Raw genomic sequence first — 25,192 nt, forward strand, 5'->3', positions numbered from 1 at the left:
CTATAGTCTCGCCATTTTTTCCAACATTTTTTCCCAACCAGGTTTACAATACAGGTAGAATTCTGGAGCCTGCCTCCCCGCAAAAGAGGGACGTTGATGCTCCAGGACGTACAGGCCGTCGTCCGGCATGTGCTGGCGGATCAGCCCCGCAAGCAGCTTCTGTTTATCGGTAAATCGATCGGCACGCTCCCCATTGTCAGCGGATTTGGCGAGTCCATGCTTCCCTCCGAGGCTTCCGCTATCCTGCTCACGCCGCTATTGAATCAGGAAGGATTTGCAGAGAGCTTGCTGGCCTGCAAGCAGAACATGTATCTGGTGACCGGCACGGCGGACCATTATTACCACAGCGAGAAGATCGAACAGATTCGCGACAAACACGTCAACATCGAGTTGGACATCGTGCCGAACGCCGATCATTCACTGGAGATTCCTTTTGATACGACAGTGTCTTTGGAGACACTGCAGCAAGTTTTCTCCGGCATCAGCCGTTTTACGTCGGACACGCTTCGCTCGGACAATTCCCGCTAAGCGAGCGGGATCAGGATGTCATAGGCGTTTTCTTCCCGCTCTGCAGCATGACGGGGCGGGAGATATCGCTCATCGTAGCGCTCAAGGCGAAGCGCCTTTTCCTCTACCGCAAGCCCCTGGCGCTTTATCCAGTCAAAAGCGCGATGATACGTTGACTGAACTTGGTCCATGGGGCCCTGATGAGTGAACAGGGCGTAGCTTCTTGCCGGAATCGTAAATCCGACCATTCCTTCCGGGACGCGGTCAAATTTTGCTACTTCAACGGAAATGTACTCCGTGAACAATTGATAGGAACCGACTTTGCGTTCATCACTGACACCGTAAAAGCATAGCGGGTATTTCAGATTGCCAATTTCGTTCACCCTCTGCGAAAAAACGTCCCACAGCTTCGGCATTTCCACTCCCAAGCTTTGAAAGGGACCGGTAAAGCTTGCGCCTACCATCCACATTTCCGGCAATTGAACGATCACTCCCTGCATCGCACACAGCTCCTTTTCTATCAATTTGGCTGGCATTTCCCTTTTTGCTATCTTAGCATGAAAGGCAGCTATTTTTATCTGCATGACATCCTCTTTTTGGAACAAACTATCATTAAACTTCTATCTCGATGCCTGCAGGGCGTCTCCCTTTCCTTTTACCCAGATCTGTCCCCCGCCCCATTCACGGTCCTGGTCAATTCGACCCCTTTTTGCCTGGAAACCTTCTTCGCTATTATCAACTCTTCCAGCCCTACCGATATGAGTAAGGAATATCGTTATTGAGGGCAGTGCTCAATGACATCAGGAGGATACACGATGAAGCAGTTTTCGCGTACGGCACTTTTCTTTCTCATGTTCCCCGCTTTATTTCTGACCGGCTTTTCGTCGGGAGAAAAACCGGTAAAAGCCACTTGGCTGTGGCAAACATACCAGACTGCGTCAGCCCCTGATCAGATCGTTGCGTTTGCAGCGGCAAAAGGGGTAAACCTGCTGTATCTGAAGATCGACACTTCGCTGAGACCTTCCTATTACCACACTTTTATCCAGAAAGCCCGCGCCAACGGAATGGAAGTACACGCACTTGGCGGCAAATCCGGCTGGGGACTGGAGCGAAACCGCCCGGAAATTTTGTCGCTCGTAGACTGGGTAGGCCGCTACAACCAGACGGTGGAGACGGATGCAGCCATAACCGGTATCCATCTCGATATCGAGCCGTATACACTCCCCGAGTGGAAAAGCGATCAAAATGAAGTGATCCGGCAGTGGATGGGCAATGTGAATGCTTACGTGACGAAGGCAAAAGAGCTGGACCCGTCCCTCCAGGTTGGCTGTGACATTCCTTTTTGGCTGGACAAGACGGCCTTGCCCGATCAGCCTGTTGTCTCGATTAGCGAGTGGCTCATCTCCAGGCACGATCATGTTACAGTCATGGCATACCGCGATCGGGCGGAAGGCCCAAACAGCATTTCGGCCCTCGTCACGCAAGAGCTGGAGATGGCGGACCGACTTGGTAAAAAAGTAATCGTCGCTGTAGAGACAAAGGAGAGCAATGAAGGCAATTTTGTCAGCTTTTATGAGGAGGGAACCGCTCGGATGGAAGACGAGCTAAGCAAGCTGAGTGAACTGTTGGCAAGCCATCCTTCTTTTGCTGGAGTCGCAATTCATTCCTATGAGTATTGGAGTGTATTAAAAGAGTAGTTCAAAAGAATAGTTTCAGAGAGCAGCGAAAACTCTTTTAGCCGCGGGCAGTAAAAACTCCGCCGTCGACTTGGCGGAGTTTTCGTGCTTTCATTCGACTGTTCCGGCGAGCTCGCTGGCCATGGAGATAAGCAGCTTCGTTCCCTCGCGAAGCTGCTTTTCACTGATATACGAGTAGCTAAGACGAAGCCACGACTTTGTCTCCTTTAATGGATCGCATATAGAGCCCGGTACAAACGAGATCGACTGCTCGATGCTTTTGGCAAGCAGCGCCTCCATGGAAAGGGATTCCGGCAGCTTGACCCAAAGGTTCAGACCGCCGGCAGGACTGTTCCATCTCCAGGCAGTAGCGGAGAGCTCCTCTTCCATAATTGTTTTTCGCACATTCAGGGCGGTTCGCAGCTTTTCAATATGCTGCTGCATGCGGCTGGAGGAAAAGTAATGGAGGAAGATTTTCTGATTGAGCAGCGGGCTCCCATTATCCGCCAGCGACTTGACCGTAAAGAAATGGCTCACCAGCGAAGGATGAAGGCAAACAGCGGCAATCCTCAATCCGGGCGCCACGTATTTGCTGAAGCTGCGGATATACACGACGTAGCCTTCCACGCTGTAAGAAAAGAGAGGCGGGGGCGGTTCGCTCTCAAAATACATGTCACGGAACGGGTCGTCTTCGATCACAAAACAGCGATACCGCTCGGCAAGCTCTACAAGCTGCTTTCTCTGCTCGGCCGGTACGGTGTAGCCCGTCGGGTTGTGATAGGTCGGGTTCAGGTAAAACAGACGCGGCTTGTACCGCTTCATATAAGCTTCAACCTGATCCAGATCATAGCCGTTCGGATGAATCTCGACGGGGATAAGCTGGGCGCCAAGCTGCCTGAAAATATCAATAGCCGCACTGTATGTCGGACGCTCAATCAACACAGCGTCCCTCGGCTGGACAAGCATCCGCGCGAGCAAGTCTATGGCTTGCTGGGAGCCGGACGTAATCATGATGTCCTCTGGCGAGAGGTGAAACCGGTGCTTGTGCATGAAGTATCGGCAAAGCGCCTCCCGCAGCTCCTCATCTCCTTGCACAGTGGAATAGGAGCTGAGCACCTTTGGATACAAGTCAAAAATCTCTTTTACGTATTCGGAAAAAAACCGGTTCGGCAACAGGTTGGGGTCGATCAGCGCATAGGAAAACTGATAAGTGACCGGCACTTTGTGAATTTCGGATAAATGGCTTTTTTGAACATAGGAGGAGACAATCGGCGAATCCAGATTGTCCAATGGCATCGCACCGCCGGGATGCACATAGTAGCCCGACTTGTCTTTGACATAGACTTTCTTTTCTTCCTTGAGCAACTGATACGCCTTGAATACGGTCAGGCGGTGGACGTTCAGCTCGGCTGCCAGCAGGCGGACGGACGGGAGCTTTTCATGCTCCTTCCACTCTCCGCGCTGGATTCGCGTCCAGATGTATTCATACACTTGTGCAAACAGCGTTTGGGTACTTGCTCTTGAAGAAAAACGGACGTCCATGCTTGCCTGCCTCCTTTGCCCTTATGTTTATCTTATACAACCATTTCAGAATCTGTTCTGTTGTTTGAAAACTGTTCTATTCACCTCTTTTTATGATGATACCAAGGAGGCGTTACTATGGTCATCATCAATTATGTCGTGATGTGCTTGGTGTTTGGAACAACGTTTTTGGCGATCAAAATCGGGATCGATGCGGGAGCACCTCCCTTTTTCTCGGCTGGCCTGCGTTTTTTGGCCGCAGGTCTCCTGCTTTTCATTTGGATGGTCTGGAAAAAGCAAGCCCGTTTTTCTTTGCTTTTGCACAAGGAAATGTGGATTACCGGCCTTTGTCTGACATTCGGAACGTTTTCCACGCTGTATTGGGCGGAGCAGCATGTCACGTCAGGAGCGGCAGCGATTCTTTCCGCGACCGGTCCGATCATGATATTGCTGCTTCAGGCGACTGTCCTGCGAGAGCGGGTAACGGGCAAAGCGCTGCTTGGCTGCCTGCTTGGCTTTGCCGGTGTCGTACTCCTCGTCTTCCCGCAGGTTTCGATCACGGTCAGTCTGTTCTGGCTGCTCGGGTGTGTCGCTATTTTGATCGGAGAGCTGTTTTATTCCAGTGGCGCCCTGTATTCGAAACGCGTCATCCAGCGTTTTGCAGACGCATCGCCGATCGCCCTGAATGCAGCCCAAATGATTTACGGCGGTACCGCTCTGCTTGTACTTTCGCTTTTTACGGAGAAGATTCACCCCGAGACAATGCTTGCCCCAAGCGCCATCGGTTCGCTCTTGTATTTGATCGTGTTCGGCTCGATGGTCGGACATACGATTTTTTACTGGCTGGTCGCCAAAACCAATCCGGTGTTTCCCTCCACCTGGCTCTACATTTCACCGATCATCGCCATGGCCCTGGGGGCGATCCTGTACCGGGAAGCTGTATCCTGGCCGATGGCCGCAGGGGCCGCTACGACAATTTTGGGGATTGTTTTCATCAACGCTGATACGCTGCGGCAGATGATGAAAAGACCTGAAAAAGCCAAAGAGCTTGTTTGCCCCGTCCAATCCCGAACATAAACAAAAAAGTCCCCAACCGAGAGGCCTGCAAAATACCTCTTTTGAGGTTTGCGGATCGGGTAACCCACACTATTTTTTACAAAAAAGGACTTTAACGAAAAATGCAGCCCATTCTCCTTTAAGAGGCGGGCTGCATTTTTTCTGCCAATTTTATCATCCGTTTTACATTTACGACGAAAGTCGTAAGTATTGCCTGTATTCGCATACGAAAGAGACCACGGTACTTGGCCTTGGTCATCCCATGATACCTTTTTAATTCAGCATTTTTGTGCTCAATAATCGATCTGCGACGAATACGTTCTTTGAACGTATCGCTGTTTTCAAACTCGATTTGCGCCTTGTAGGTTTCCGCCACGATCCGGATGGAGTAGGTCTTGCTCTTCGCTCCTGGTTTGAAACAGCCTTCCCTAAGTGGGCATGTCTTACATTTCTCCGTATCGAAGTAGAAAACGAGAGAACGACTTTTGCCACTCTTGCTTCCTTGGACAGCCTTTCGGATACTATGTTGTCCTGCCGGACAAATAACAAAGTCTGCATCCTTGTTGTACTCAAAACCTTCTTGCCTTAGCCCTCCGTTATGTACGATTGGGTTTAGTGGGACGACGGGTTGAATCTTCTTGGCTTTCATCTCGTCCAAGTTATCTTTACCCGAATATGCGGTGTCAGCAATCACTTCTTGTACTTCTATTCCTACGTCAAGCGATTGGTTCAAAAGTTGTTTGAATTGTTTTCCGTCATCCGTACTTCCTCCGGTGACCTCCACAGCCGTAATGATTTCTTCTTCGGTCATGGCAATATGCTCTTTGTAGCCAAAAAAGGATTTCGTATTACTCTTCCATCCAAAGCGTGCATCTGGATCAATGGCCGACATAATACCTTTATTGGCGAGGAGACGTTCGTCTTCCACGATGGCCTTGGCGATCTTGACCTTCTCCGAGATGGAACCCTCATGATCGGGTAACAAAGTCTCGACAGTCTCTCCAAGTTCCGCCAAGTAGTGAAGCATGATCTTCTCAGCATCCTCTTGATCTTTCTTCAACTCCGGTAACCGTGGGAGTTTCTTTTCGAGTTTTGGATGCTTTTTCACCACAACACGGAATAAGCGCTTCGCCGCATCCCGCAGTACTTCAAGCGGCTTTTGTTTTTGTGAAGCTGCCAGTGTATGGGTGGAATCCATGATGATCGTCTTTGACTTCACAAGTCCTTTTTCGATGCACTGACGTACAACTGATTTAAGCACCTCATCCACGGCTCCGGCCCCTAACCGATGATTACGAAAGCGGGATAATTGAGAGGGGTCAGGAAGGGGATCTTCTGGATTTAAACCTAAAAACCACTTATAAGCGAGGTTTACCTGCGTTTCCTGAATGATGCGTTCATCCGAAAGATTGTAGAGAACTTGTAAAAACAATAGACGAAACAGGAGTTCGGGTTCGTTAGCAGGTCTTCCGTAATGCTCACAATAAGAGGAACGAACCAACTCATGAATGAATGTGAAATCTACGATTTCATTGATTTTACGTAAAGGGTGATCCGCGGGAATTAGTTTATATAATTCGGCATGGAAGGATGCCGTGATTTGTTTAGAGGGCTGTAGCAATGGTTCCAACTCTTTCGTTTTCTTTTCATTGTACAACAAACCCAGTGTCGAAGGGGCATTGGGTTTCAGCCTGTTGAAAACCTACTGTTTCGGAGGAGAAGCATGTTTCCAGGCGGAGCGACTGGCGGAGTCCAGCCAAGCGGAACAGCGAGCCCGGGGAAACAGAAGCGCAATCTATGAGTAAACCCCGGAGCTGCGCGCCGTTTTGCGCTTCCCCCGGGATCGCTGTGGAGCGGACAGTTTCACATCCTTGCAGGACGTAGACCGGAGCGCAGATCGGAAACATGCTTCTCCCCACTACAGCTACATTCTCGATACTTAAAACCCCAGTACCTAAGGGCACTAGGGTTACGGTTTACAGATATTAGGTGGACTTTTGCAGGACTCTCCCAACCGGGGACTTTCTTTGTTATTTACAGCCTTTTCATCGCTTTGTAGCTGGCGTCGATTGTCCGCTCGATATCCTCTTCCGTATGAGCAAGGGAAACGAACATTCCCTCGAATTGGGACGGCGGAATCATCACGCCTTCCTCCAGCAAATAGCGGAAGTAGGCAGAGAATTTGTCCAGATCGGCAGTCTTGGCCGTGTCGTAATTGACGACAGGCGTATCGGTAAAGAACAGGCAAACCATGGAGCCAACGCGGTTCAGCGTATGCGGAATACCGAGTTTGCGGGCATTTTCCGCAAGTCCCTCCGCCAGGCGGGCAGAGAGCGCCTCCAGTTTTTCATAGGCTCCCGGCTGTCCCAGCTCCTGCAGGGTGGTCAGTCCGGCCGCCATTGCCAGCGGGTTGCCCGAAAGCGTACCTGCCTGATAGATCGGTCCTGCCGGCGCGATTTGCTGCATGATCTCCCGTTTGCCGCCATAAGCGCCGACCGGAAGTCCGCCGCCAATTACCTTGCCCATGGTCGTCAGATCCGGAGTGATGCCGTACAGCTCCTGTGCCCCGCCACGGGATACACGGAAGCCGGTCATGACTTCATCAAAAATCAGCAGTGTGCCGTGTTGCTGCGTAATTTCACGCAGCGCCTCCAAAAAGCCCGGCTGCGGCGGCACAACACCCATGTTTCCGGCGATCGGTTCCACGATCACGGCAGCCAGGTCAGCGCCGAAGTTTTCAAATGCCAGCTTGACGCTTTCCAGATCGTTGTACGGGACCGTAATGGTGTTGACTGCTGTCGCTTCCGGCACACCTGGGCTGTCAGGCAAGCCGAGCGTAGCTACCCCGGAGCCGGCCTTGATGAGCAGGCTGTCGGCATGACCATGATAGCAGCCTTCAAACTTCATGATTTTATTGCGCTTCGTATAACCGCGGGCGAGTCGCAGAGCGCTCATCGTCGCTTCCGTTCCGGAGTTGACCATGCGAACAACCTCGACAGACGGTACGATTTCACAAACCAGCTTGGCCATTTCCGTTTCCCGTTCGGTTGGAGCGCCGAAGCTTGTTCCCAGCACAGCCGCTTCCTGAATGGCCGCCAGCACCTTTGGATGAGCGTGGCCCAAAATCAACGGACCCCAAGAGCCGATGAAATCGATGTAGCTGTTGCCGTCGACGTCTGTAATCCGCGAGCCTTCGCCTTTCGCGATGTAGACAGGGTTTCCGCCGACACTTTTAAAAGCGCGCACCGGGCTGTTTACGCCGCCCGGTATGTAGCGCTGGGCTTCTTCAAACATGCGGGACGAATTGTCCATTTTCATTGTCTACTCACCTCGCAGCCATTTTGCCACGTCTTTGGCATGATAGGTAATGATCAGATCGGCCCCGGCGCGTTTGAAGCCGAGGAGCGTTTCCATCACGATCTGCTGTTCGTTGATCCAGCCGTTGGCAGAAGCTGCTTTGACCATGGAATACTCTGCGCTGACGTTGTACACCACGAGAGGCAAATCGAAGCTTTCCCGCAGTCTCAGCACCATGTCCATAAAAGCGAGGCCTGGCTTCACCATCAAAAAGTCTGCTCCTTCGGCTACGTCGGAAGCCGCTTCCCGCAGCCCCTCCCGCGCATTGGCCGGGTCCATCTGATAGGTTTTGCGATCACCCGATTTCGGCGTGGAGTGAGCTGCATCGCGGAATGGACCGTAAAAGCTGGAGGCGTATTTGACTGAGTAGGACATGATCGGAACATGAACGAAGCCAGCCTCGTCCAAACCTTCGCGAATCGCTGCGACAAACCCGTCCATCATGTTGGAAGGCGCGATTATATCGGCTCCCGCCTTCGCTTGAGACACAGCTGTGGCTACCAGAAGCTTCAGAGACTCGTCGTTGTCGATCTCTCCCTCGTGCAAAACGCCGCAATGCCCGTGATCGGTATACTGGCACAGGCACGTATCGGCGATCACGACCATATCCGGGTAGGCTTCCTTGATCTGGCGGATCGCCTGCTGTGTGATCGCGTTGTCATTGTAAGCCTCGGAACCACAGGCATCCTTGTGCTCGGGCACCCCGAACATCATCAGCGATTTGATCCCCAGCGAAGCGATTTCGTCCAGCTCTTCGCGCAGCCTGTCGAGAGAAAAGTGATACACGCCAGGCATGGACGGAATCTCTTCTTTTACATTCGTTCCTTCCACCACAAACAGCGGGTAAATCAAATCTTCCAGACGAACATGGTTTTCGCGAACAAGATCGCGCATACCCGCGCTTGTACGCAATCTGCGATGACGATCAAATGAAATGGCCATTTCCATTCCCTCCCCAATATGCTTTCAATGCTTCCAGCAAGCCTTCGACGGTGTACTCGCGGGCGACGACATCTGCCTGCAAGCCGTGCGCTCTTGCCGTATCGGCCGTGATCGGGCCGATGCAGGCAATGGTTACGCCCGCCAGCAGCTGCTTCCCCCCATAAGGGGCCATCGCTTCCATAAAATACGAAACGGTCGAAGAGCTCGTAAATGCGATAACGTCAATCAAGCCGTTCCGCAGGCGCTCCGCCGCTTCCGGAGCGTCCTTTGCATCGATCACGGTATGGTACACATCCACCTCCGTGACATCCAGGCCCATGCGGCGCAGCTCCTCCGGCAAGGTTTTGCGGGCAATGTCAGCCCGCGGCAGCAGCACGCGCTCGCCGGGCTGAAGCCGATCTTTCAGACTGGCGAGCATGCCCTCCGCCACATAATCGGAAGGAATCACCTCTGCTCTCAGCCCGTGCAAAGCGAGCTCTGCCGCTGTCTTGGGACCGACCGCAGCGAGGTGCCCCGTCAGCCTGTCGATCCCGATTCCGAGCTGCCGCATCCGATCAAGAAAAAAGCGAACCCCGTTTACGCTGGTAAACATGACCCAGTCAAAGCTGCCGATGCGGGATAAGGCTTCATCCAAACGGCTGCTGTCTTGCGGAGGCACCATTTTCAATAGCGGAAACGCATACGCTTCCCCGCCCAGAGCTTCCAACTGACTGATCAGCTCCCTCGCCTGCCCCCGCGATCTGGTCACCATCATGCGTATGCCGGCAAGCGGCCCCACATGCCCGCCTTCAACCGAGTGAATCATGCCTGGCTCTCCCTTTTCACCTGCTCCAGAACCTCTTGTGCCCCTTCTGCCGCCAGGACGTCAGCCACTTCGCGTCCGAGAGCAAGCGGGTCAACACCCGTAGCCGTCCGCTTGAACACACGCTTGCCATCCGGCGTAGCGACGAGACCGGTCAATGTAATGACAGGCTGCTTGCCACCCCCGTCGGAGACGGTCGCGTAGGCGCCGATCGGCACCTGGCAGCCGCCCTCCAGGCGATGCAAGAAGCTCCGCTCTGCCGTCACGGCAAGACGAGTTTCAGGATGATCAAACTTGCTCAGCAGCGCCAATGTCTCTTCGTCATCAGCTCGGCACTCGATCGCGAGCGCCCCTTGCCCGACGGCAGGAAGGCTGATCTCCACCGGCAAAAATTGGCTGATCGTACCATCCCAGTTCACCCGCTCCAACCCGGCTGCCGCGAGGACGATAGCGTCGAAGTTTCCTTCGTTCAGCTTGCGGATGCGCGTATCGATATTGCCGCGCAAGGATTCGATCTGGATGTCGGGCCGGTACGCCAGCAGCTGAGCCGAACGGCGCAAGCTGCTCGTTCCTACCAAAGCCCCATGCGGAAGCTCGTCAAGCGTCTTTCCGTCTTTGGAAAGAAGCACGTCACGAGGATCGACACGTTTCGGAATCGCTCCGATGACCAGCCCCTCCGGCAGCTCGGCCGGCATATCCTTCAGGCTGTGGACGGCTAGATCCGTTTCTTTGTCCAGCAGAGACTGCTCGATCTCTTTTACGAACAGTCCCTTGCCCCCGACCTTGGATAAAGTGACGTCCAGGATGCGATCCCCTTTCGTCACGATTTCGTGAAGCTCAAATGACGCGCTTTGATCAAGCTGTTTCAATTGGTCGACGACCCAGTTCGTCTGCGTGAGCGCCAGCATGCTGCGGCGCGTTCCTACTTTCCATGTTCTCATGGTAGCCTCCTAACATAGCCACTCGATTATAGCCAGTTATGAAATTTCGAAAAATCGGTAGCCAGAAAATTGATCAACACCAGCCCGAAGCTCGCCAGATTAAACAGCGCCAGACTGCGCATTTGCCATGTGTCGCTGTACCGTTTGTAGAGCCCGAACGAGTACACGCCCAGGACGACGAGCGACCATACAACCTTGGCATCCAGCCAAAACTTTTCGGGCAGTACCAGTTTTCCCCAAATGATGCCGACCAAAATGGCCAGCAGCAGCATAGGGACGCCCAGCATGTTCATTCGGTACGCGTACCCCTCCAACACATCCAGACTTGGCAGCCGGCGAAGCATCGGCGTCCAACGCTTCGCTTTCAGCATGTTGTGCTGCAGCAGATACATGGCCGAGAAAACCATGGAAAGCGAGAAAGCCCCATAGCTGAACATCGCCAGCGTGATGTGAACCAGAAGCAGCTCCGACGTCAATGGACCGGATACGGCGTTCAGCGGCGTCTCAGGCAAGAACATGGACAGAACCAGCACGACAAACCCGATCACATTGGTAAAAAACACCAGCAAATCTATGCGAAAAAAATAGTTGATCACAAGCGATAACGTAACCAGCACCCACGAATAAAAGAACAAAGTCTCAAATAAAGTAATGACGGGGAAGTATGCCTTTTCCGCCATTTGCGAGACAAAAAAAGCAGTTTGCAAGGCCCAAACGACAGCAAGCAACCCGAAAGCCAGTCGATTGACTTTCCGGTTGCTTTGCAAGAAGTCGTTGAAATAGAAGAGAACACTTGCAGCGTAGAGAAAGATCGTCAAATCATAGATCCATCTCGCATCGGCCATGTACTCTCTCCTCTCTTTCCGTATCGGTATCTACTCAGGGATCCGGGATGCGAGCACCTGTTCACGCGCGGAAGTCTGCTTTGCTTTTTCTTTTTCCCAGTTCGCTTCCCGCTCGGCCCGCTCCAGAATCTCTTCGAGTGCAAAAATCGTAGAGAACATGTCCAACACATCGGGGCCATCCTTCTTGGCTGCCAGCTCCTTTAGGCGAACGACCGGATCGTGCAATAACTGATTAATCATTCCTTTGGTCGTCTTGCGGATGATGTGCAGCTCTTTTTCTGTCAGGCCGCTTAGCTTGTTCTCCATCTTGCGCATGCCTTCGCTGTGAATATCAAACGCTTTTTCACGCAAGGCTGCAATCAGAGGAGAAACGCCCAATGTCTGGTACCAGGTCGTAAAGGCGACAATCTCCTCGGCAATCATGCCTTCCAGTCGTTCCGCTTCTCTGGAACGCTCTTCCAGGTTGCTGGCGACAATGCCTTCGAGATCGTCGATGTCGTACAGGTATACGTTGTCGAGATCGTGCAGGCTCGGGTCCAGATCCCGCGGTACCGCAATGTCGATCATAAACAGCGGGCGATGCCTGCGCTGCTTCATGATCGGCTGCAGCTGCTCCTTGGTGATGACGTATCCCGTCGCCCCCGTCGAGCTGATGACGATGTCTGCTGTGAGCAGTGCCGATGACAACTGCTCCATCGTACAGGCGTCCCCTTGGAATTTCTCGGCAAGCAGCTGTGCCCGCTCCAGTGTCCGGTTGGCTACACGAACATGTCCCGAACCATTGGCATGCAGATGTTTGGCAGTCAGCTCGCTCATTTTTCCCGCTCCGACGATCAGCACTTCTTTGCCGGAAAACGATCCGAAAATCTTTTTCCCCAGCTCGATCGCCGCGTAGCTGACAGACACAGCATTCTGTCCGATGGCCGTCTCTGTATGCGCCCTTTTCGCAAAGGTGATCGCCTGCTTAAACAGCATATTGAATACGGTTCCGGTCGTCTCCTGCTGCTGCGCTTGTGTAAAAGCATCGCGCACTTGACCGAGTATCTGCGTTTCTCCCACCACCATCGAATCCATGCCGCAGGAGACGCGGAACAGGTGCTCGATGGCTTGTTCGTTCCCTTTTATATAGAGATGTTCCTTAAAAGATTCCTTGCTCACACCAAACCATTCCGCCAAAAATCGAAGCGTGTAATCGCGACCGACGTTCAGCTGATCGCAAACCACGTAAATTTCCGTGCGGTTGCAAGTCCCGAGGATCACGCATTCCGCGATGCTCTTCGTCTGGGAGAGGAGATAAAGAGCCCGAGACGTGCCGTCGTCGCTGAAAGTAAACTTCTCGCGAATTTCGACAGGTGCCGTTTTGTAGTTAAGACCCAGCAAAAGAATATCCATAGCGTCCTCCCGGTCATACATGCCAGTCAATTCTCTAATAAATGCACTATCATTATATCATTATGTCCTGAACGGGTCAGTTGTAATTGTGAAAAGTTTATTAACGGCCGACACTTTGGCGACAGAGCGCGCGATATTCGTCGAAAGGCAGCCCCATACGAAACCGTTTTGCAATCCGCTTCAGGGTGTTCGGTAAGCTTCTGACGACAATGTCCCTTCTCTATCCCCATCCTCTAACCGGATAAGCCAAGTCCGGGTTTTCTTTATTTTCAGACACCTTGTCAAAAAGGCAAGGCACAGGCAAAGTTTTTCCCTTGCTTTCCCGCTTTCTATCCCTTATCATGCTTGCAAGATCATTTGAACGTTTTGAATCATCTGATGATGGTGGAAGGAGAGAAGATGCCTTTGAAAAAACCGTGGATGGCGGATGTGACCCTGTTTTTGATCGCATTTGTCTGGGGAGCGACGTTTCTCGTCGTCCAACAAGCGATCTCAGCGCTGCCGCCGAACGCTTTCAATGCCATTCGCTTTACGATCGCCGCCCTGTTCCTGCTCGTGATACAACTCCTGTTCTTTCGCAGCCAGTGGAGGGCATGGAGCGGCGCCTTGCTCAAAGCCGGCTGTATCATCGGGTTTTGGCTTTGCCTCGGGTATGGGCTGCAAACAGTAGGGCTGTTGTATACAACGCCGTCCAAAGCCGGATTTATCACCGGCCTGTCCGTTGTGCTGGTCCCTCTTTTCGCTTTTCTGATCCTGCGCAGCCGCATCAAACCCGCGGCAATCGTCGGCGTCTTGCTGGCCGCGATTGGTCTGTATTTATTGACCCTGAACCAGACGCTCAGCTTCAACATCGGGGACCTCCTTGTATTTGGATGCGCGATCTGCTTTGCGCTGCAAATCGTCGTCACCGGCAAGTACGCGCCGCAATTTTCGGCTTTGCCGCTCGCCATCGTGCAGTTGGCAACAGTAGCGGTTCTCAGTTGGGTCTATACCTTCTTGTTTGAAGACTGGAGCAGGGCATTTAATCTGGAGATTCTTTTGATTCCGGAAGTCGCACGAGGACTGCTCATCACCTCGATATTTGCGACTGCGCTTGCCTTTCTCGCACAGACGGCTCTGCAAAAGCAGACCAGTTCTACCCGTGTCGCACTCATTTTTGCTCTCGAACCCGTATTTGCCGCCCTTACCTCTTATCTGTGGATCAATGAGGTGCTTACCGGTCGTCAAATCCTGGGGGGCTTGCTCATTTTCTTCGGAATGATCCTGGCTGAGCTTCCGATTGGCCAATGGCTAAAACTATCGCGAAGCCGACGCGAGAGCGAGGAAGAAAACAGAAGTTCGGCTTGAGAAAGTTCGGAAAGCGTGAGATCGGCATTTGTTGATTGGAACAAAGACTGAAACGAACTATCGAACAAAAAAAGGAGCGGGTCTGTCTCGTACGTACGAGAGCCCCGCTCCTTTTCATTTCTATGTCGCCTTTTTTACTTCCTGCAATAGCGCTTCGACAAAGATGGGCATCACCTGACCGCAAACCTTTTGCGGCAGTCTTTCGGTCCGCTTCAGCCATCTTTTCAGGCGGAGCAAATGATAGGCCGCTTGTGGCACCCTGCCACTGCTGCCAGCATCGATCAAGGCAATTGCCGTCTGTCCTACCTTGGCCCAGTGCCAATACTTTTCGACCCATGGGCGTATTTCTGCAGACAGCTTCTGATTCTGCATACCCGTCAGCAGATGATTGGCTGTTTCCTCCATCTCGGCGAACAATCGCCTGAGCTCCTCGGTACCCTGCCTTTTGTCTCCATACAGAAAATGGAAACGAAACTGCATAAATGTCTCCATCAGAGCTGGGGACTCTGTTTCGTTCAAAAATGAGCTTTGCACATTGTCGGCAAAACGGAGAAAAGCTTCCGCATCGTCGGCTCCAGCCACTTCCTCCACTGCCCGCCTCCACGACTGAACGGGATCGTAGCCCTCCGGGTCGTTCAAGTAATCCGCTACCGTGATCAGCGGTATCTTGGAGCTCTCCGCCCACTCCATCGCATTCGCCACATAGCCTGCGGAAAGCCGGCCCAAACCCGGATCTCTGTGCCGCAACGGACCGATATGGAGCTCGTTTGCCATTGCAAGGTCATTTACAGGGTAGTTGTCCCAGTACAACGGGCGATGTCCTGTGTATTCCCGGAAGCGGACAGCGTCCCCTTCTGTAAGAAAAGGGGAACAGACGAATCTTCCTGTCCAAAACAGATCGATCTCATCAGGCAAGAGCTGCCCCAGTGTCGTAATGTATGGTTCATTTCCCATGCCGGAATACTGCGTCGGACACAGCACCAATTTGACAGGCTCCGGCCAGCTTGCCATCTGCTTGTACAGCTGCAACGCCGTTTCCGCATGAGCCTCCGCCAATGTGCCAAACTTCCTCGTATCCACTTCATGCAAGAGAGCCAGCGGAATATCGTCAAACTGGAGAGCGAAGTGCCTGACTCCCCTCTTGTACATAAACCGGTATTTATCCAGCAGTTGATCGGCATGAGCGCGGTTCGCGTACTCCATGTTCAAGCCGGGACTCAAACAGTAATAGAATGACAGCTTCGCCTTATGTGCTGCAGCGATGAGTTGATCGATTTGCTCCCGTTCAACTGGAGGATGGTACTCCTGCCACCTCTCCCGGAGAAACGGATCGTCCTTGGGAGCGTAAAAGTACGCATTAAACTGATGCTTGCCTAAAAAATCAATCATGTCCAAGCGCTCTTCATGGGTCCATGGCTTGCCATAGAACCCTTCGATGACACCCCGTATGGGAAAGCGTTCGTGACACGTCACAAAATGGCCTCCTCTCCCGTCCGGCGTATACCAGCTTGCTATTGCGCCTTGCCTTCTGCCTGTTCGGTAGAGGAGGGAACCTTCTCTTCTTTCGCCTGTTCTCGCTTGGCCTCTTCGTATTCATAGAGGCGCCGCTTGATCTCAGACCATAATTCGTCCCGTCCTTGTCCCGTCTCGGACGAGAAAATGAGGATCGTATCGTCTCCGCGCATATTCAGATGCTGGCGGATCACTTTTGTATGCTGCAGCCAGCGGCCACGGGCAATTTTATCTCCCTTGGTGGCGACGACAACGGTCGGAATGCCGATCTCCTTGCACCATTCATACATGGCGATATCGTCCTTGCTTGGCGCATGGCGAATATCGACCAGCTGGATGATGAACCGCAGCTCCTTCCGCTGCTTCAGATACGTCTCGATCATTTTTCCCCATTGGCCTTTGATCGATTTGGCTACTTTGGCATAGCCGTAGCCGGGAAAATCGACAAAGTATAGCTGCTTGTTGACTTGAAAATAGTTAAGGGTTTGCGTTTTACCCGGTTTTTGACTGGTTCTGGCAAGCCCTTTGCGATTCATCATTTTGTTCAGCAGCGAGGATTTGCCGACATTGGATCGACCTACCAGAGCAATCTCCGGTAGGCCGTCAGTCGGATATTGATTGGGGCCGACAGCGCTGGTGATAAATTCGGCAGAGGTAATCTTCATTCGTGATCACCAACCGTCTTTTTAACGAGCGCGTGGCGAAGCACTTCATCCAGGTGCTCGACAGGGATAAACTTCAAATCCTTCCGTACGCTCTCTGGAATATCGTCAATGTCTTTTTCGTTTTCTTTTGGCAAAATGACAGTCGTCAAACCTGCGCGATGTGCAGAAAGCGACTTTTCCTTCAGCCCGCCGATGGGCAGGACGCGGCCACGCAGTGTGATCTCCCCGGTCATCCCTACCTCTTTCCGAACCGGAATCCCGGTCAGAGCCGATACAAGAGCAGTGGCCATCGTAATGCCTGCGGAAGGACCATCCTTTGGTATCGCACCCTCGGGAACGTGGATATGAATGTCGTTCTTTTCATGGAAATCGGGGTCGACGTTCCACTCGGCAGCCCGCGAGCGAATATAGCTGAATGCAGCCTGAGCGGACTCCTTCATGACATCCCCCAATTGGCCTGTCAAAGTAAGCTTCCCTTTTCCAGGCAAGACCGTTACTTCAACATTCAGCGTGTCGCCGCCCGCTTCGGTCCAAGCGAGACCCGTAACCGAGCCAACCTGATCCTCTTTTTCAGCAAGTCCATAGCGATAGCGCGGCTTGCCGAGAAGACTTTCCACTGTCTTCGCCGTTACGACCACACGCTTCTTGTCGCCGGCAACGATCAGTTTGGCTGCCTTTCGACACACATTGGCCGCCTCGCGATTCAGATTCCGCACACCGGCTTCACGGGTATACTGACGAATGATCTTTAGCATTGCTTCTTCCTGCACTTGCAATTTATCCTTGCCAAGACCGTGGTCCTGCATTTGTTTCGGCAACAGATAGCCGCGCATGATATTCAGCTTCTCCAGCTCGGTATAGCCGGAAATGGAGATGACCTCCATGCGGTCCAGGAGCGGTCGGGGAATTGTATGCAGGCTGTTGGCCGTTGTGATAAACATGACATTGGTCAAATCGTACGTCTCTTCGATGTAGTGGTCGCTAAACTTGTCGTTCTGATTCGGGTCCAGCACTTCCAGCAGAGCGGAAGCAGGATCGCCGCGGAAATCGGAAGCGAGCTTGTCGATCTCATCGAGAAGGAACACCGGATTGACTGTGCCAGCCTGTTTCATTCCCTGGATAATCCGGCCTGGCAGGGCACCTACATAGGTCCGGCGATGGCCGCGAATTTCCGCTTCGTCACGCACGCCGCCCAGTGAGATCCGCACGAATTCCCGCTCCAGCGCACGGGCGATGGAACGAGCCAATGAGGTTTTCCCTACCCCCGGAGGTCCGACCAGACACAGAATCGGGCCACGCATGGAATTGACCAGCTTCTGAACGGCCAGATACTCCAGTACCCGTTCCTTTGGCTTTTCCAGACCGTAATGATCCTCGTTCAAAATGTCTTCCGCATGCTTGATGTCCAGATTGTCTACCGTTTTTCTCGTCCAAGGGAGCGCCAGCAGCGTATCGATGTACGTGCGAATGACGGACCCTTCTGCGGAGGTCGACGGCATTTTTTCCAGACGTTCCAGCTCTTTTTCGATTTTGTTCTTGATCCGTTCAGGAGCGTCCGATTTGTCCAACTGGGCACGCAGCTCGTCTACTTCTCCCTGCCGTCCGTCGCGGTCGCCGAGCTCCTTTTGGATCGCTTTCATTTGCTCGCGCAAGTAGTATTCCTTTTGCGTCCGCTCCATCTGTTTCTTGACGCGGCCGCTGATCTTGCGCTCCAGCTCCAAAACCTCTCGCTCGTTGTTTAAGATGTCGAGGAGAATGTTCAGGCGCTCCTTGATGTTGGTCGTCTCCAGAATTTCCTGCTTGTCGCGCATTTTCAGCGGCAGGTGGGAGGCGATGACATCCGCCAGACGACCTGGTTCTTCAATATCTGTAACCGAGCTGAGCGTCTCTGGAGATACCTTCTTGGAAAGCTTGATGAACTGCTCAAAGTGGTTGAGTACGGCGCGCATCAGCGCTTCCACTTCGTTTTCGTCTCCGCTTTCCTCCTCCAGATACGTAATGGTTACCTGAAAGAAATCTTCCTGGCGAACATACTCTTCAATTTTGGCCCGTTGCAATCCCTCGACCAACACCCGGATGGTCCCGTTTGGGAGCTTCAGCATCTGTTTGACGCGGGCTACGGTGCCGACATTGTAAATTTGTTCGGCCTCAGGTTCTTCTATATGGACTTCCTCCTGCGTTGCAAGCAAAATCTTGTTGTCATCCACCATGGCCTGCTCCAGTGCACGGACAGACTTTTCCCGTCCGACATCCAGATGCAGCACCATCGATGGATACACAAGCAGCCCACGCAGCGGGAGGAGCGGAATCTCTCGTTTACCGGAACGATCGCCCAATCTTATGCACCTCTCCTTGATCTGAACAGTCTCTTGCAGTTTTTGTGTGAAAAAGCGGGTTAACCATGCTTGCCCAAAATGAAAGACTTGGTCGGACCGCCTTTTTTATACAAGCAAAAACGGCTCCTGAACAGCCGTTTTTGGTCACCAAGACACGCTGCTTTCTCCCTTCTTTTGGAGAAAGTCGAAGCTTCTTACCATTGTAGCGCAAACACATTCCGATGTCTAATTTCAAGGTGCGATCCTTCTTTACAAGGAGAGTGGCGAGGACGCCAGGTCTTCTGCAGGCAGCTGCAGCGTAAATCCGGCACTTTCAACCTCCGGCTCGGCATGATCCTTAAAGGCCAGCTCCAAAACCTGCTGCACAGTTGAAACAGGAATGACTTCGATCCCCTTCATGTCGGAAAACAGGCTTTGCCAGTTCTCTTCCGGGATAAACACACGCGTCGCTCCTGCTGCGCGGGCAGCCTCCACCTTGGCCACTACTCCGCCGACAGGCTTCACCTTTCCGTGAATGCTGACTTCCCCCGTCATCGCCAGCAGATTATCTACCGGGATTTCCTTGATCGCAGAATAGATGGCTGTCGTAATCGCGATACCAGCAGATGGCCCATCTACAGGCACTCCGCCAGGGAAGTTGATGTGGAGATCGTAATTGTAAGGGTGGATGCCCAAGCGGTGCAGCACTGTCAGAACGTTGTCGATCGAACCCTTGGCCATGGACTTGCGCCTGATCGTTCTGCTTCTGCCGCCGATTTCCTCCTCTTCGGCGAGGCCGGTCGTCGTGATGCGTCCGTTTCCTGCGATCGCTGCACGTGTCGCAGTTACTTCCAGTTCCATTACGCTGCCCATATTCGGTCCGTAGACGGCCAGACCGTTGACCAAACCGACCTGCGGAGTGGAGTGTACCTGCTTTTCCTGTCTCGGCGACTTTTGACTGCTATGAACGACCCATTCGACATCGGAGGACTGTATAACTTTTCTCTCCTCCGTCAAGGCAATCCCTGCGGCGATCTGCACTGTATTGATCGCTTCCCGTCCATTGGTCGCGTACCGCTCAATCACATGTACAGCGGCATCCTCCATCGTCATGTCCATTTTCGAAACAGCCGTACGAACGATGCTGCCGATCTCGGCCGGTTTGAGCGGACGGAAAAAGATTTCCAGACAGCGGGAACGAAGAGCGGCAGGCAATTCCTCCGGCATCCTCGTCGTTGCTCCGACCAGGCGAAAATCAGCCGGGAGCCCGTACTTGAATACTTCGTGTATATGCGAAGGAATCTGCGTGTTTTCTTCGCTGTAGTAGGCACTCTCCAGCATGACTTTTCGGTCTTCCAATACTTTCAGCAGCTTATTCATCTGAACGGGGTGAAGCTCCCCGATCTCATCCAAAAACAGTATGCCTCCATGCGCTTTGGTCACGGCTCCGGGCTTTGGCTGCGGCACCCCGGCTTGGCCCAAGGCACCCGCCCCCTGGTAAATGGGATCGTGGACAGAGCCGATCAACGGGTCGGCGATGCCTCTCTCATCAAAACGGGCAATCGTGGCGTCTATTTCGACAAATTTGGCTTCCGAATTGAAAGGCGACATCTTGTTTTTCTTCGCTTCTTCCAATACTACCCGCGCAGCAGCCGTCTTCCCAACGCCCGGGGGTCCGTAAATGATCACATGCTGCGGATTGGGACCGCACAGAGCTGCGCGCAGCGCTCTCAGGCCGTCCTCCTGCCCGACAATTTCTTCCATAGCAGCAGGCCGTGTTTTTTCTGACAGCGGCTCGGTCAAGGCAATCATGCGCATCCGGCGCAACTGATCCAGATCTTTGCGCGATTCCTTTTCGGTTGAGGTCTTGTTGGCCCGCTGGGTTCGCAGCAAATTCCAAAAGTAGGTTCCTATGATAATCCCGACAATCACTTCAATGCAGGCAATGACTAGTGTCGTATAGTTCATCCGCAGTCCCTCCCATGCTCATGGCAACTATTTAGCAGGCTGTCCGTACTCATCGGCGTTACTATCCCAGAACGGCCTTTCGTTCGCGTCTCTTGAACTATAATGAGTAGTATTGCCTCGCAGTGCGGGACATAAACTCAAAAACGAGCAGGTCCCGTCTATTGCCGTGATGCAGAAAGCCGGATTGGAGATTAGATCTGGACTTGGCCGTGAAAAAGAAAAAAGTCCGTCCCCGACGAAAAAAACCACCTCGGGTTGAGGTGGTTTCTGCGCATTAGTATGAATCAGGCGCTCTCGTGCTTTCGCTCCTGGCCTTCCTTTGTCAAAAGCTGGGGCTTCACTTTATCGCGAACCGTTTCTTCCGTGATGACGCATTTGCTCACGTCTTCACGAGACGGCAGCTCGTACATCATATCCAGCATGATCTGCTCGATGATGGCACGAAGTCCGCGCGCACCCGTATTGCGCTTGATCGCTTCCTTGGCGATCTGGCTCAATGCCCCTGCATCGAACTCCAGCTCGACGTTATCAAGGCTCATCAGCTTCTGGAACTGTTTGACCAACGCATTTTTCGGCTCGGTGAGAATTTTCACCAGCGTCTCTTCATCCAGCGGTTCGAGCGTGGCAAGAACCGGCAGACGGCCGACGAATTCCGGGATCAAGCCAAACTTCAACAAATCCTCCGGCAAGACGTACTTCAGGTACTCGCCTTGCTTGAGGTCGCCTTTTACGCCTTCGTTCATATCTGTGCCAAAGCCGATTACTTTTTTGCCCAGACGGCGCTTGATAATCTGTTCAACACCGTCAAACGCACCGCCGCAGATGAACAGGATATTGGAGGTATCGATCTGGATGAACTCTTGATGCGGATGCTTGCGGCCGCCTTGTGGCGGAACACTTGCAACCGTTCCTTCCAGAATCTTCAGCAGGGCCTGCTGTACACCTTCACCGGATACGTCGCGGGTAATCGACGGATTTTCCGATTTGCGTGCGACTTTATCGATCTCATCAATGTAGATTATGCCTTTTTCGGCCTTTTCCACATCGTAATCTGCCGCCTGAATCAGTTTCAGAAGAATGTTTTCCACATCTTCGCCCACATAACCCGCTTCGGTCAGCGATGTCGCATCAGCGATGGCAAACGGAACATTTAAAATCCGCGCCAGTGTTTGGGCCAGCAGCGTTTTACCGCTGCCCGTCGGTCCGATCAGCAGGATGTTGGATTTTTGCAGCTCCACATCCTCGATCTTGGCACCGGAATTGATCCGTTTATAGTGGTTGTAAACCGCAACCGAGAGAGATTTTTTCGCCATGTCCTGCCCGATCACATAATCGTCGAGGATGTTGCGAATTTCCATCGGCTTCGGAATTTCTTTCATGTCGATTTCTTCTTCGGTACCCAGCTCTTCCTGAACGATTTCATTGCACAGCTCGATGCACTCATCACAAATGTAAACGCCAGGTCCAGCAACGAGCTTCCTTACCTGCTCCTGGGATTTTCCGCAGAACGAGCATTTCAGCTGTCCTTTATCATCATTAAACTTAAACATGCGCGTATCACCTCACACCGGGTCAGTTTTTCCGTTCAATAATGGCATCGATCAATCCGTAGGCTTTGGCTTCCTCTGCGCTCATAAAGTTGTCACGATCGCTATCTTTTTCCACGCGCTCATAAGGCTGACCGGACCGGTCCGCCAAAATCTGGGTCAGCTGCTTCTTTGTTTTCAAAATCCATTCGGTATGAATCCGAATGTCCTCTGCTTGACCGCGGACTCCGCCCAGTGGCTGGTGAATCATCACTTCACTGTTGGGCAGGGCGAAGCGTTTTCCCTTTGCGCCTGCTGTCAGAAGCACGGCTCCCATGCTTGCAGCCATACCGACGCAAATAGTGGAGACATCGGGCTTGATAAATTGCATCGTGTCGTAAATGGCAAGTCCCGCAGTCACGGAACCGCCTGGAGAGTTTATGTAGAGACTGATGTCTTTTTCCGGATCCTCTGCTTGCAAGAAAAGCAATTGTGCGACTACGACATTGGCCACTTCATCGTCAATTTCACTGCCGAGAAAAATAATCCGGTCCTTCAGGAGCCGCGAATAAATATCGTATGCGCGTTCTCCCCGATTGGTCTGTTCGATTACCATTGGAATTAACATATGTATTTCCTCCTCTGTCAGCAAAAGAGGTATTGCAGCTTACCCTGGCGGTTTTTTGGCCGCCGGCCGGCTGCAGATGAAGCATTTCCCGCTTGTACGGCGGGACGGATACAAAAAAGAAACGCGATGGTGAAAAACAAGGCACGAGGGTATCGTGCCTTGGTATCGAAGGTTCGGGAACGAAAATTCGCCCCCGAACGATCATGCGGTCTTCCTAAGATTATGCACTAACTTTGCTTTCTGCAACCAGGAAATCGACTGTTTTGCGAGTTTGCACATCACGGTACAGTGCAGCCAGTCCGTCTTGCGCAGTGAAAATTTTGCGAAGCTCGTCAGCTGGACGGCCGTAAACGCCAGACAGTTTTTCCAACTCAGCAGTTACATCCTCTTCACTGACTTCGATGTTTTCTGCTTTTCCGATTGCTTCCAGCACCAGAGAAGTGCGAACACGGGAAGTAGCGTCAGCGCGCAGTTGATCACGCAGTTGGCTTTCATCCATGCCGGAGAATTGGTAGTACAGATCCAGAGTCAGACCTTGGAATTGCAGGCGTTGTCCGAACTCATTGACCATTTGATCCAGTTCGTGTTCGATCATGACTTCTGGAATATCGATTTCAGCGTTTTCAGCCGCTTTCAGAACGAGCTGCTCGCGCACGTATTGTTCCTTGTCCTGTGCAGCTTTCTCTTCCAGCTTTTTCTTGGAGTCTGCTTTCAGTTCGTCCAATGTATCGAACTCGCTTACGTCCTTGGCAAACTCGTCGTCCAATGCCGGCAGGTTTTTGCGCTTCAGGCTGTTCAGCTTCACTTTGAAAACAGCTTCTTTGCCAGCCAGGTTCGGAGAGTGGTACTCTTCCGGGAATGTTACGGTGATCTCTTTTTCCTCGCCGATGTTCATGCCGACAACCTGCTCTTCAAAACCAGCGATGAACGTTCCGGAACCGAGCTCCAGAGAATAGTCTTCCGCTTTGCCGCCTTCAAATGCCACTCCATCCTGGAAGCCTTCGAAGTCGATCATTACGACATCGCCGTTTTGAGCTTGGCCTTCTTCTACAGCAACCAGCTCGGCGTGACGCTCTTGCATGCGCTTCAGTTCAGCGTCTACATCCTCGTCAGTTACCGCGAACTCTTTCGGCTCGATGGTCAGGTTTTTGTATTCGCCCAGTTTTACTTCCGGCTTAACAGTAACTGTCGCCTTGAAGATCAGGCTTTTGCCTTTTTCCATTTGTTCTACGTCTACTTCCGGACGGTCCACAGGCTCGATGCCCGTTTCGCGAACAGCTTGTCCGTAAGCGGTTGGAAGAATGATATCAAGCGCATCCTGATAGAGAGATTCCACGCCAAAACGCGCTTCGAACATTTTGCGCGGTACTTTTCCCTTGCGGAAGCCTGGTACATTAACCTTTTTTGAAACTTTTTTGAACGCCTGGTCAAGTGCTGCATCTACTTGCGTAGCGTCTACTTCTACCGTCAGGACTCCCTGGTTATTCTCTAACTTTTCCCATTTTGCTGCCACGTAAACTTCCCCTCCTAGATTGATTCAAGAGAAACACGCCTGTCGGGTCTGGCAAGGACCGTGATGACAGGGCGGTGCAATTCTAGCCATTATAACCATTCAAGTATAGCACATATTCTCCATTTTTCAAGAAGTCAGCTCCGCAGGGAAAAAGTTCCCCCCAGCTTCGGAGCTACCTTGCCCTTGTGGTCGTAGTAGGTTACCTGAACGACCACGGCCGACTCTTTTTGCTCGACTTTTTTCAAAATCGCATACGTCGGGACATCATACCCCCGCGGAAGCTGCAGGCTCCCCGGATTCAAAAAAAGGATGTCGCGCTCAACTGCGCATCCCGGCACGTGGGAATGACCGAACAGCACTACGTTCGCCCCTGTTTCCTCTGCTCGGTAATGAAGGCGCAGCAGCGAGCTTTTCACGCCAAACAAATGTCCATGTGTCTGGAGGATCGTAAGTCCCTTCCAGGAGGTCTTCCTCTCAGTCGGCACGTCCGAAGGGAAATCGCAATTTCCCTTGACCAGTTTCATGCCCGAAAACGGCTCGCGCTGATGGTCGACGCAGTAATCGCCGCAGTGAAAGACCATCTCCGCCTTGTGTCTTTCGACTACTTCCTTTACTTCACGGACCAGTCCATGGGTATCGCTCAGGATGAGAATGCTCACTTTTCCTCACTCTCCTTGCG

Annotated in this window: 21 protein-coding genes; 4 read left to right on the top strand and 17 right to left on the bottom strand. The window is 52.4% G+C overall.

Annotated elements, in window-relative coordinates:
- Positions 1 to 96: 96 nt before the first annotated feature.
- Positions 97 to 528, top strand: a complete 432-nt coding sequence (locus V5G20_RS19450; RefSeq protein ID WP_243014755.1) for a hypothetical protein — start codon at positions 97 to 99, stop codon at positions 526 to 528.
- Here V5G20_RS19450 and V5G20_RS19455 read toward each other — a convergent pair.
- Positions 525 to 1,091: a GyrI-like domain-containing protein gene (locus V5G20_RS19455; protein ID WP_338461843.1), complete on the bottom strand. Its 567-nt coding sequence runs from the start codon at positions 1,089 to 1,091 to the stop codon at positions 525 to 527. The genes V5G20_RS19450 and V5G20_RS19455 overlap by 4 nt on opposite strands.
- Positions 1,092 to 1,322: 231 nt before the next feature.
- On the opposite strand from V5G20_RS19455, the gene V5G20_RS19460 reads away from it, so the two are divergent.
- Positions 1,323 to 2,204 (top strand): hypothetical protein, encoded by an 882-nt coding sequence (locus V5G20_RS19460; protein ID WP_003387650.1) that lies wholly within the window; start codon positions 1,323 to 1,325, stop codon positions 2,202 to 2,204.
- A gap of 90 nt (positions 2,205 to 2,294) precedes the next feature.
- Here the strand turns inward: V5G20_RS19460 and V5G20_RS19465 are convergent, their stop codons facing one another.
- Positions 2,295 to 3,725, bottom strand: a complete 1,431-nt coding sequence (locus V5G20_RS19465) for a PLP-dependent aminotransferase family protein (RefSeq protein WP_251237774.1) — start codon at positions 3,723 to 3,725, stop codon at positions 2,295 to 2,297.
- A 117-nt stretch (positions 3,726 to 3,842) separates the two neighbouring features.
- On the opposite strand from V5G20_RS19465, the gene V5G20_RS19470 reads away from it, so the two are divergent.
- A complete protein-coding gene (locus V5G20_RS19470) occupies positions 3,843 to 4,781 on the top strand; it encodes a DMT family transporter (protein ID WP_003387652.1) in 939 nt (312 codons plus the stop codon).
- A gap of 118 nt (positions 4,782 to 4,899) precedes the next feature.
- Here the strand turns inward: V5G20_RS19470 and V5G20_RS19475 are convergent, their stop codons facing one another.
- The 7 genes from V5G20_RS19475 to hemA form a co-directional block, all read right to left on the bottom strand.
- Positions 4,900 to 6,381 carry an IS1182 family transposase gene (locus tag V5G20_RS19475; RefSeq protein WP_422387999.1) on the bottom strand — a complete coding sequence of 494 codons (1,482 nt, stop codon included), beginning with the start codon at positions 6,379 to 6,381 and terminating at the stop codon, positions 4,900 to 4,902.
- 413 nt (positions 6,382 to 6,794) lie between these two features.
- Positions 6,795 to 8,078, bottom strand: a complete 1,284-nt coding sequence (gene hemL, locus V5G20_RS19480; RefSeq protein ID WP_122958150.1) for a glutamate-1-semialdehyde 2,1-aminomutase — start codon at positions 8,076 to 8,078, stop codon at positions 6,795 to 6,797.
- A gap of 3 nt (positions 8,079 to 8,081) precedes the next feature.
- The gene (gene hemB / locus V5G20_RS19485; protein WP_003387655.1) at positions 8,082 to 9,059 is read right to left on the bottom strand and encodes a porphobilinogen synthase; all 978 of its coding nucleotides are present in this window, start codon (positions 9,057 to 9,059) and stop codon (positions 8,082 to 8,084) included.
- The gene (locus tag V5G20_RS19490; protein ID WP_172920959.1) at positions 9,043 to 9,864 is read right to left on the bottom strand and encodes a uroporphyrinogen-III synthase; all 822 of its coding nucleotides are present in this window, start codon (positions 9,862 to 9,864) and stop codon (positions 9,043 to 9,045) included. The genes hemB and V5G20_RS19490 overlap by 17 nt, the downstream gene beginning before the upstream one ends.
- On the bottom strand, positions 9,861 to 10,802 hold the full coding sequence (gene hemC / locus V5G20_RS19495) for a hydroxymethylbilane synthase (RefSeq protein ID WP_039069883.1): 942 nt from the start codon (positions 10,800 to 10,802) through the stop codon (positions 9,861 to 9,863). The genes V5G20_RS19490 and hemC overlap by 4 nt, the downstream gene beginning before the upstream one ends.
- 26 nt (positions 10,803 to 10,828) lie before the next feature.
- The gene (locus V5G20_RS19500; RefSeq protein WP_003387660.1) at positions 10,829 to 11,647 is read right to left on the bottom strand and encodes a cytochrome C assembly family protein; all 819 of its coding nucleotides are present in this window, start codon (positions 11,645 to 11,647) and stop codon (positions 10,829 to 10,831) included.
- Positions 11,648 to 11,677: 30 nt separating this feature from the next.
- Positions 11,678 to 13,039, bottom strand: a complete 1,362-nt coding sequence (hemA, locus tag V5G20_RS19505) for a glutamyl-tRNA reductase (protein ID WP_003387661.1) — start codon at positions 13,037 to 13,039, stop codon at positions 11,678 to 11,680.
- A 405-nt stretch (positions 13,040 to 13,444) separates the two neighbouring features.
- Between hemA and V5G20_RS19510 the strand changes: the two genes are divergently transcribed.
- Positions 13,445 to 14,386 carry a DMT family transporter gene (locus V5G20_RS19510; RefSeq protein WP_024984474.1) on the top strand — a complete coding sequence of 314 codons (942 nt, stop codon included), beginning with the start codon at positions 13,445 to 13,447 and terminating at the stop codon, positions 14,384 to 14,386.
- 120 nt (positions 14,387 to 14,506) lie between these two features.
- Here the strand turns inward: V5G20_RS19510 and V5G20_RS19515 are convergent, their stop codons facing one another.
- The 8 genes from V5G20_RS19515 to V5G20_RS19550 form a co-directional block, all read right to left on the bottom strand.
- Complete coding sequence (locus tag V5G20_RS19515) at positions 14,507 to 15,859, bottom strand: protein O-GlcNAcase (protein WP_003387663.1); 1,353 nt, start codon at positions 15,857 to 15,859, stop codon at positions 14,507 to 14,509.
- 38 nt (positions 15,860 to 15,897) lie between these two features.
- Positions 15,898 to 16,563 carry a ribosome biogenesis GTP-binding protein YihA/YsxC gene (gene yihA / locus V5G20_RS19520; RefSeq protein ID WP_003387664.1) on the bottom strand — a complete coding sequence of 222 codons (666 nt, stop codon included), beginning with the start codon at positions 16,561 to 16,563 and terminating at the stop codon, positions 15,898 to 15,900.
- Positions 16,560 to 18,899, bottom strand: coding sequence for an endopeptidase La (gene lon, locus V5G20_RS19525; RefSeq protein ID WP_003387665.1), 2,340 nt, complete (start codon positions 18,897 to 18,899; stop codon positions 16,560 to 16,562). The genes yihA and lon overlap by 4 nt, the downstream gene beginning before the upstream one ends.
- A 249-nt stretch (positions 18,900 to 19,148) precedes the next feature.
- Positions 19,149 to 20,846 (bottom strand): ATP-dependent protease LonB, encoded by a 1,698-nt coding sequence (gene lonB / locus V5G20_RS19530; protein WP_003387666.1) that lies wholly within the window; start codon positions 20,844 to 20,846, stop codon positions 19,149 to 19,151.
- A 284-nt stretch (positions 20,847 to 21,130) separates the two neighbouring features.
- Positions 21,131 to 22,396 (bottom strand): ATP-dependent protease ATP-binding subunit ClpX, encoded by a 1,266-nt coding sequence (gene clpX / locus V5G20_RS19535; RefSeq protein WP_003387667.1) that lies wholly within the window; start codon positions 22,394 to 22,396, stop codon positions 21,131 to 21,133.
- A gap of 22 nt (positions 22,397 to 22,418) precedes the next feature.
- Entirely contained in the window at positions 22,419 to 23,000 is a 582-nt protein-coding gene (clpP, locus tag V5G20_RS19540) for an ATP-dependent Clp endopeptidase proteolytic subunit ClpP (RefSeq protein WP_003387668.1), read from the bottom strand.
- Positions 23,001 to 23,220: 220 nt separating this feature from the next.
- The gene (tig, locus tag V5G20_RS19545) at positions 23,221 to 24,513 is read right to left on the bottom strand and encodes a trigger factor (RefSeq protein ID WP_003387669.1); all 1,293 of its coding nucleotides are present in this window, start codon (positions 24,511 to 24,513) and stop codon (positions 23,221 to 23,223) included.
- 134 nt (positions 24,514 to 24,647) lie between these two features.
- The gene (locus V5G20_RS19550; protein ID WP_003387671.1) at positions 24,648 to 25,172 is read right to left on the bottom strand and encodes a metallophosphoesterase family protein; all 525 of its coding nucleotides are present in this window, start codon (positions 25,170 to 25,172) and stop codon (positions 24,648 to 24,650) included.
- Positions 25,173 to 25,192 lie beyond the last annotated feature (20 nt).

The sequence above is a fragment of the Brevibacillus borstelensis genome (genome assembly GCF_036700025.1).
Lineage (GTDB): Bacteria > Bacillota > Bacilli > Brevibacillales > Brevibacillaceae > Brevibacillus > Brevibacillus borstelensis.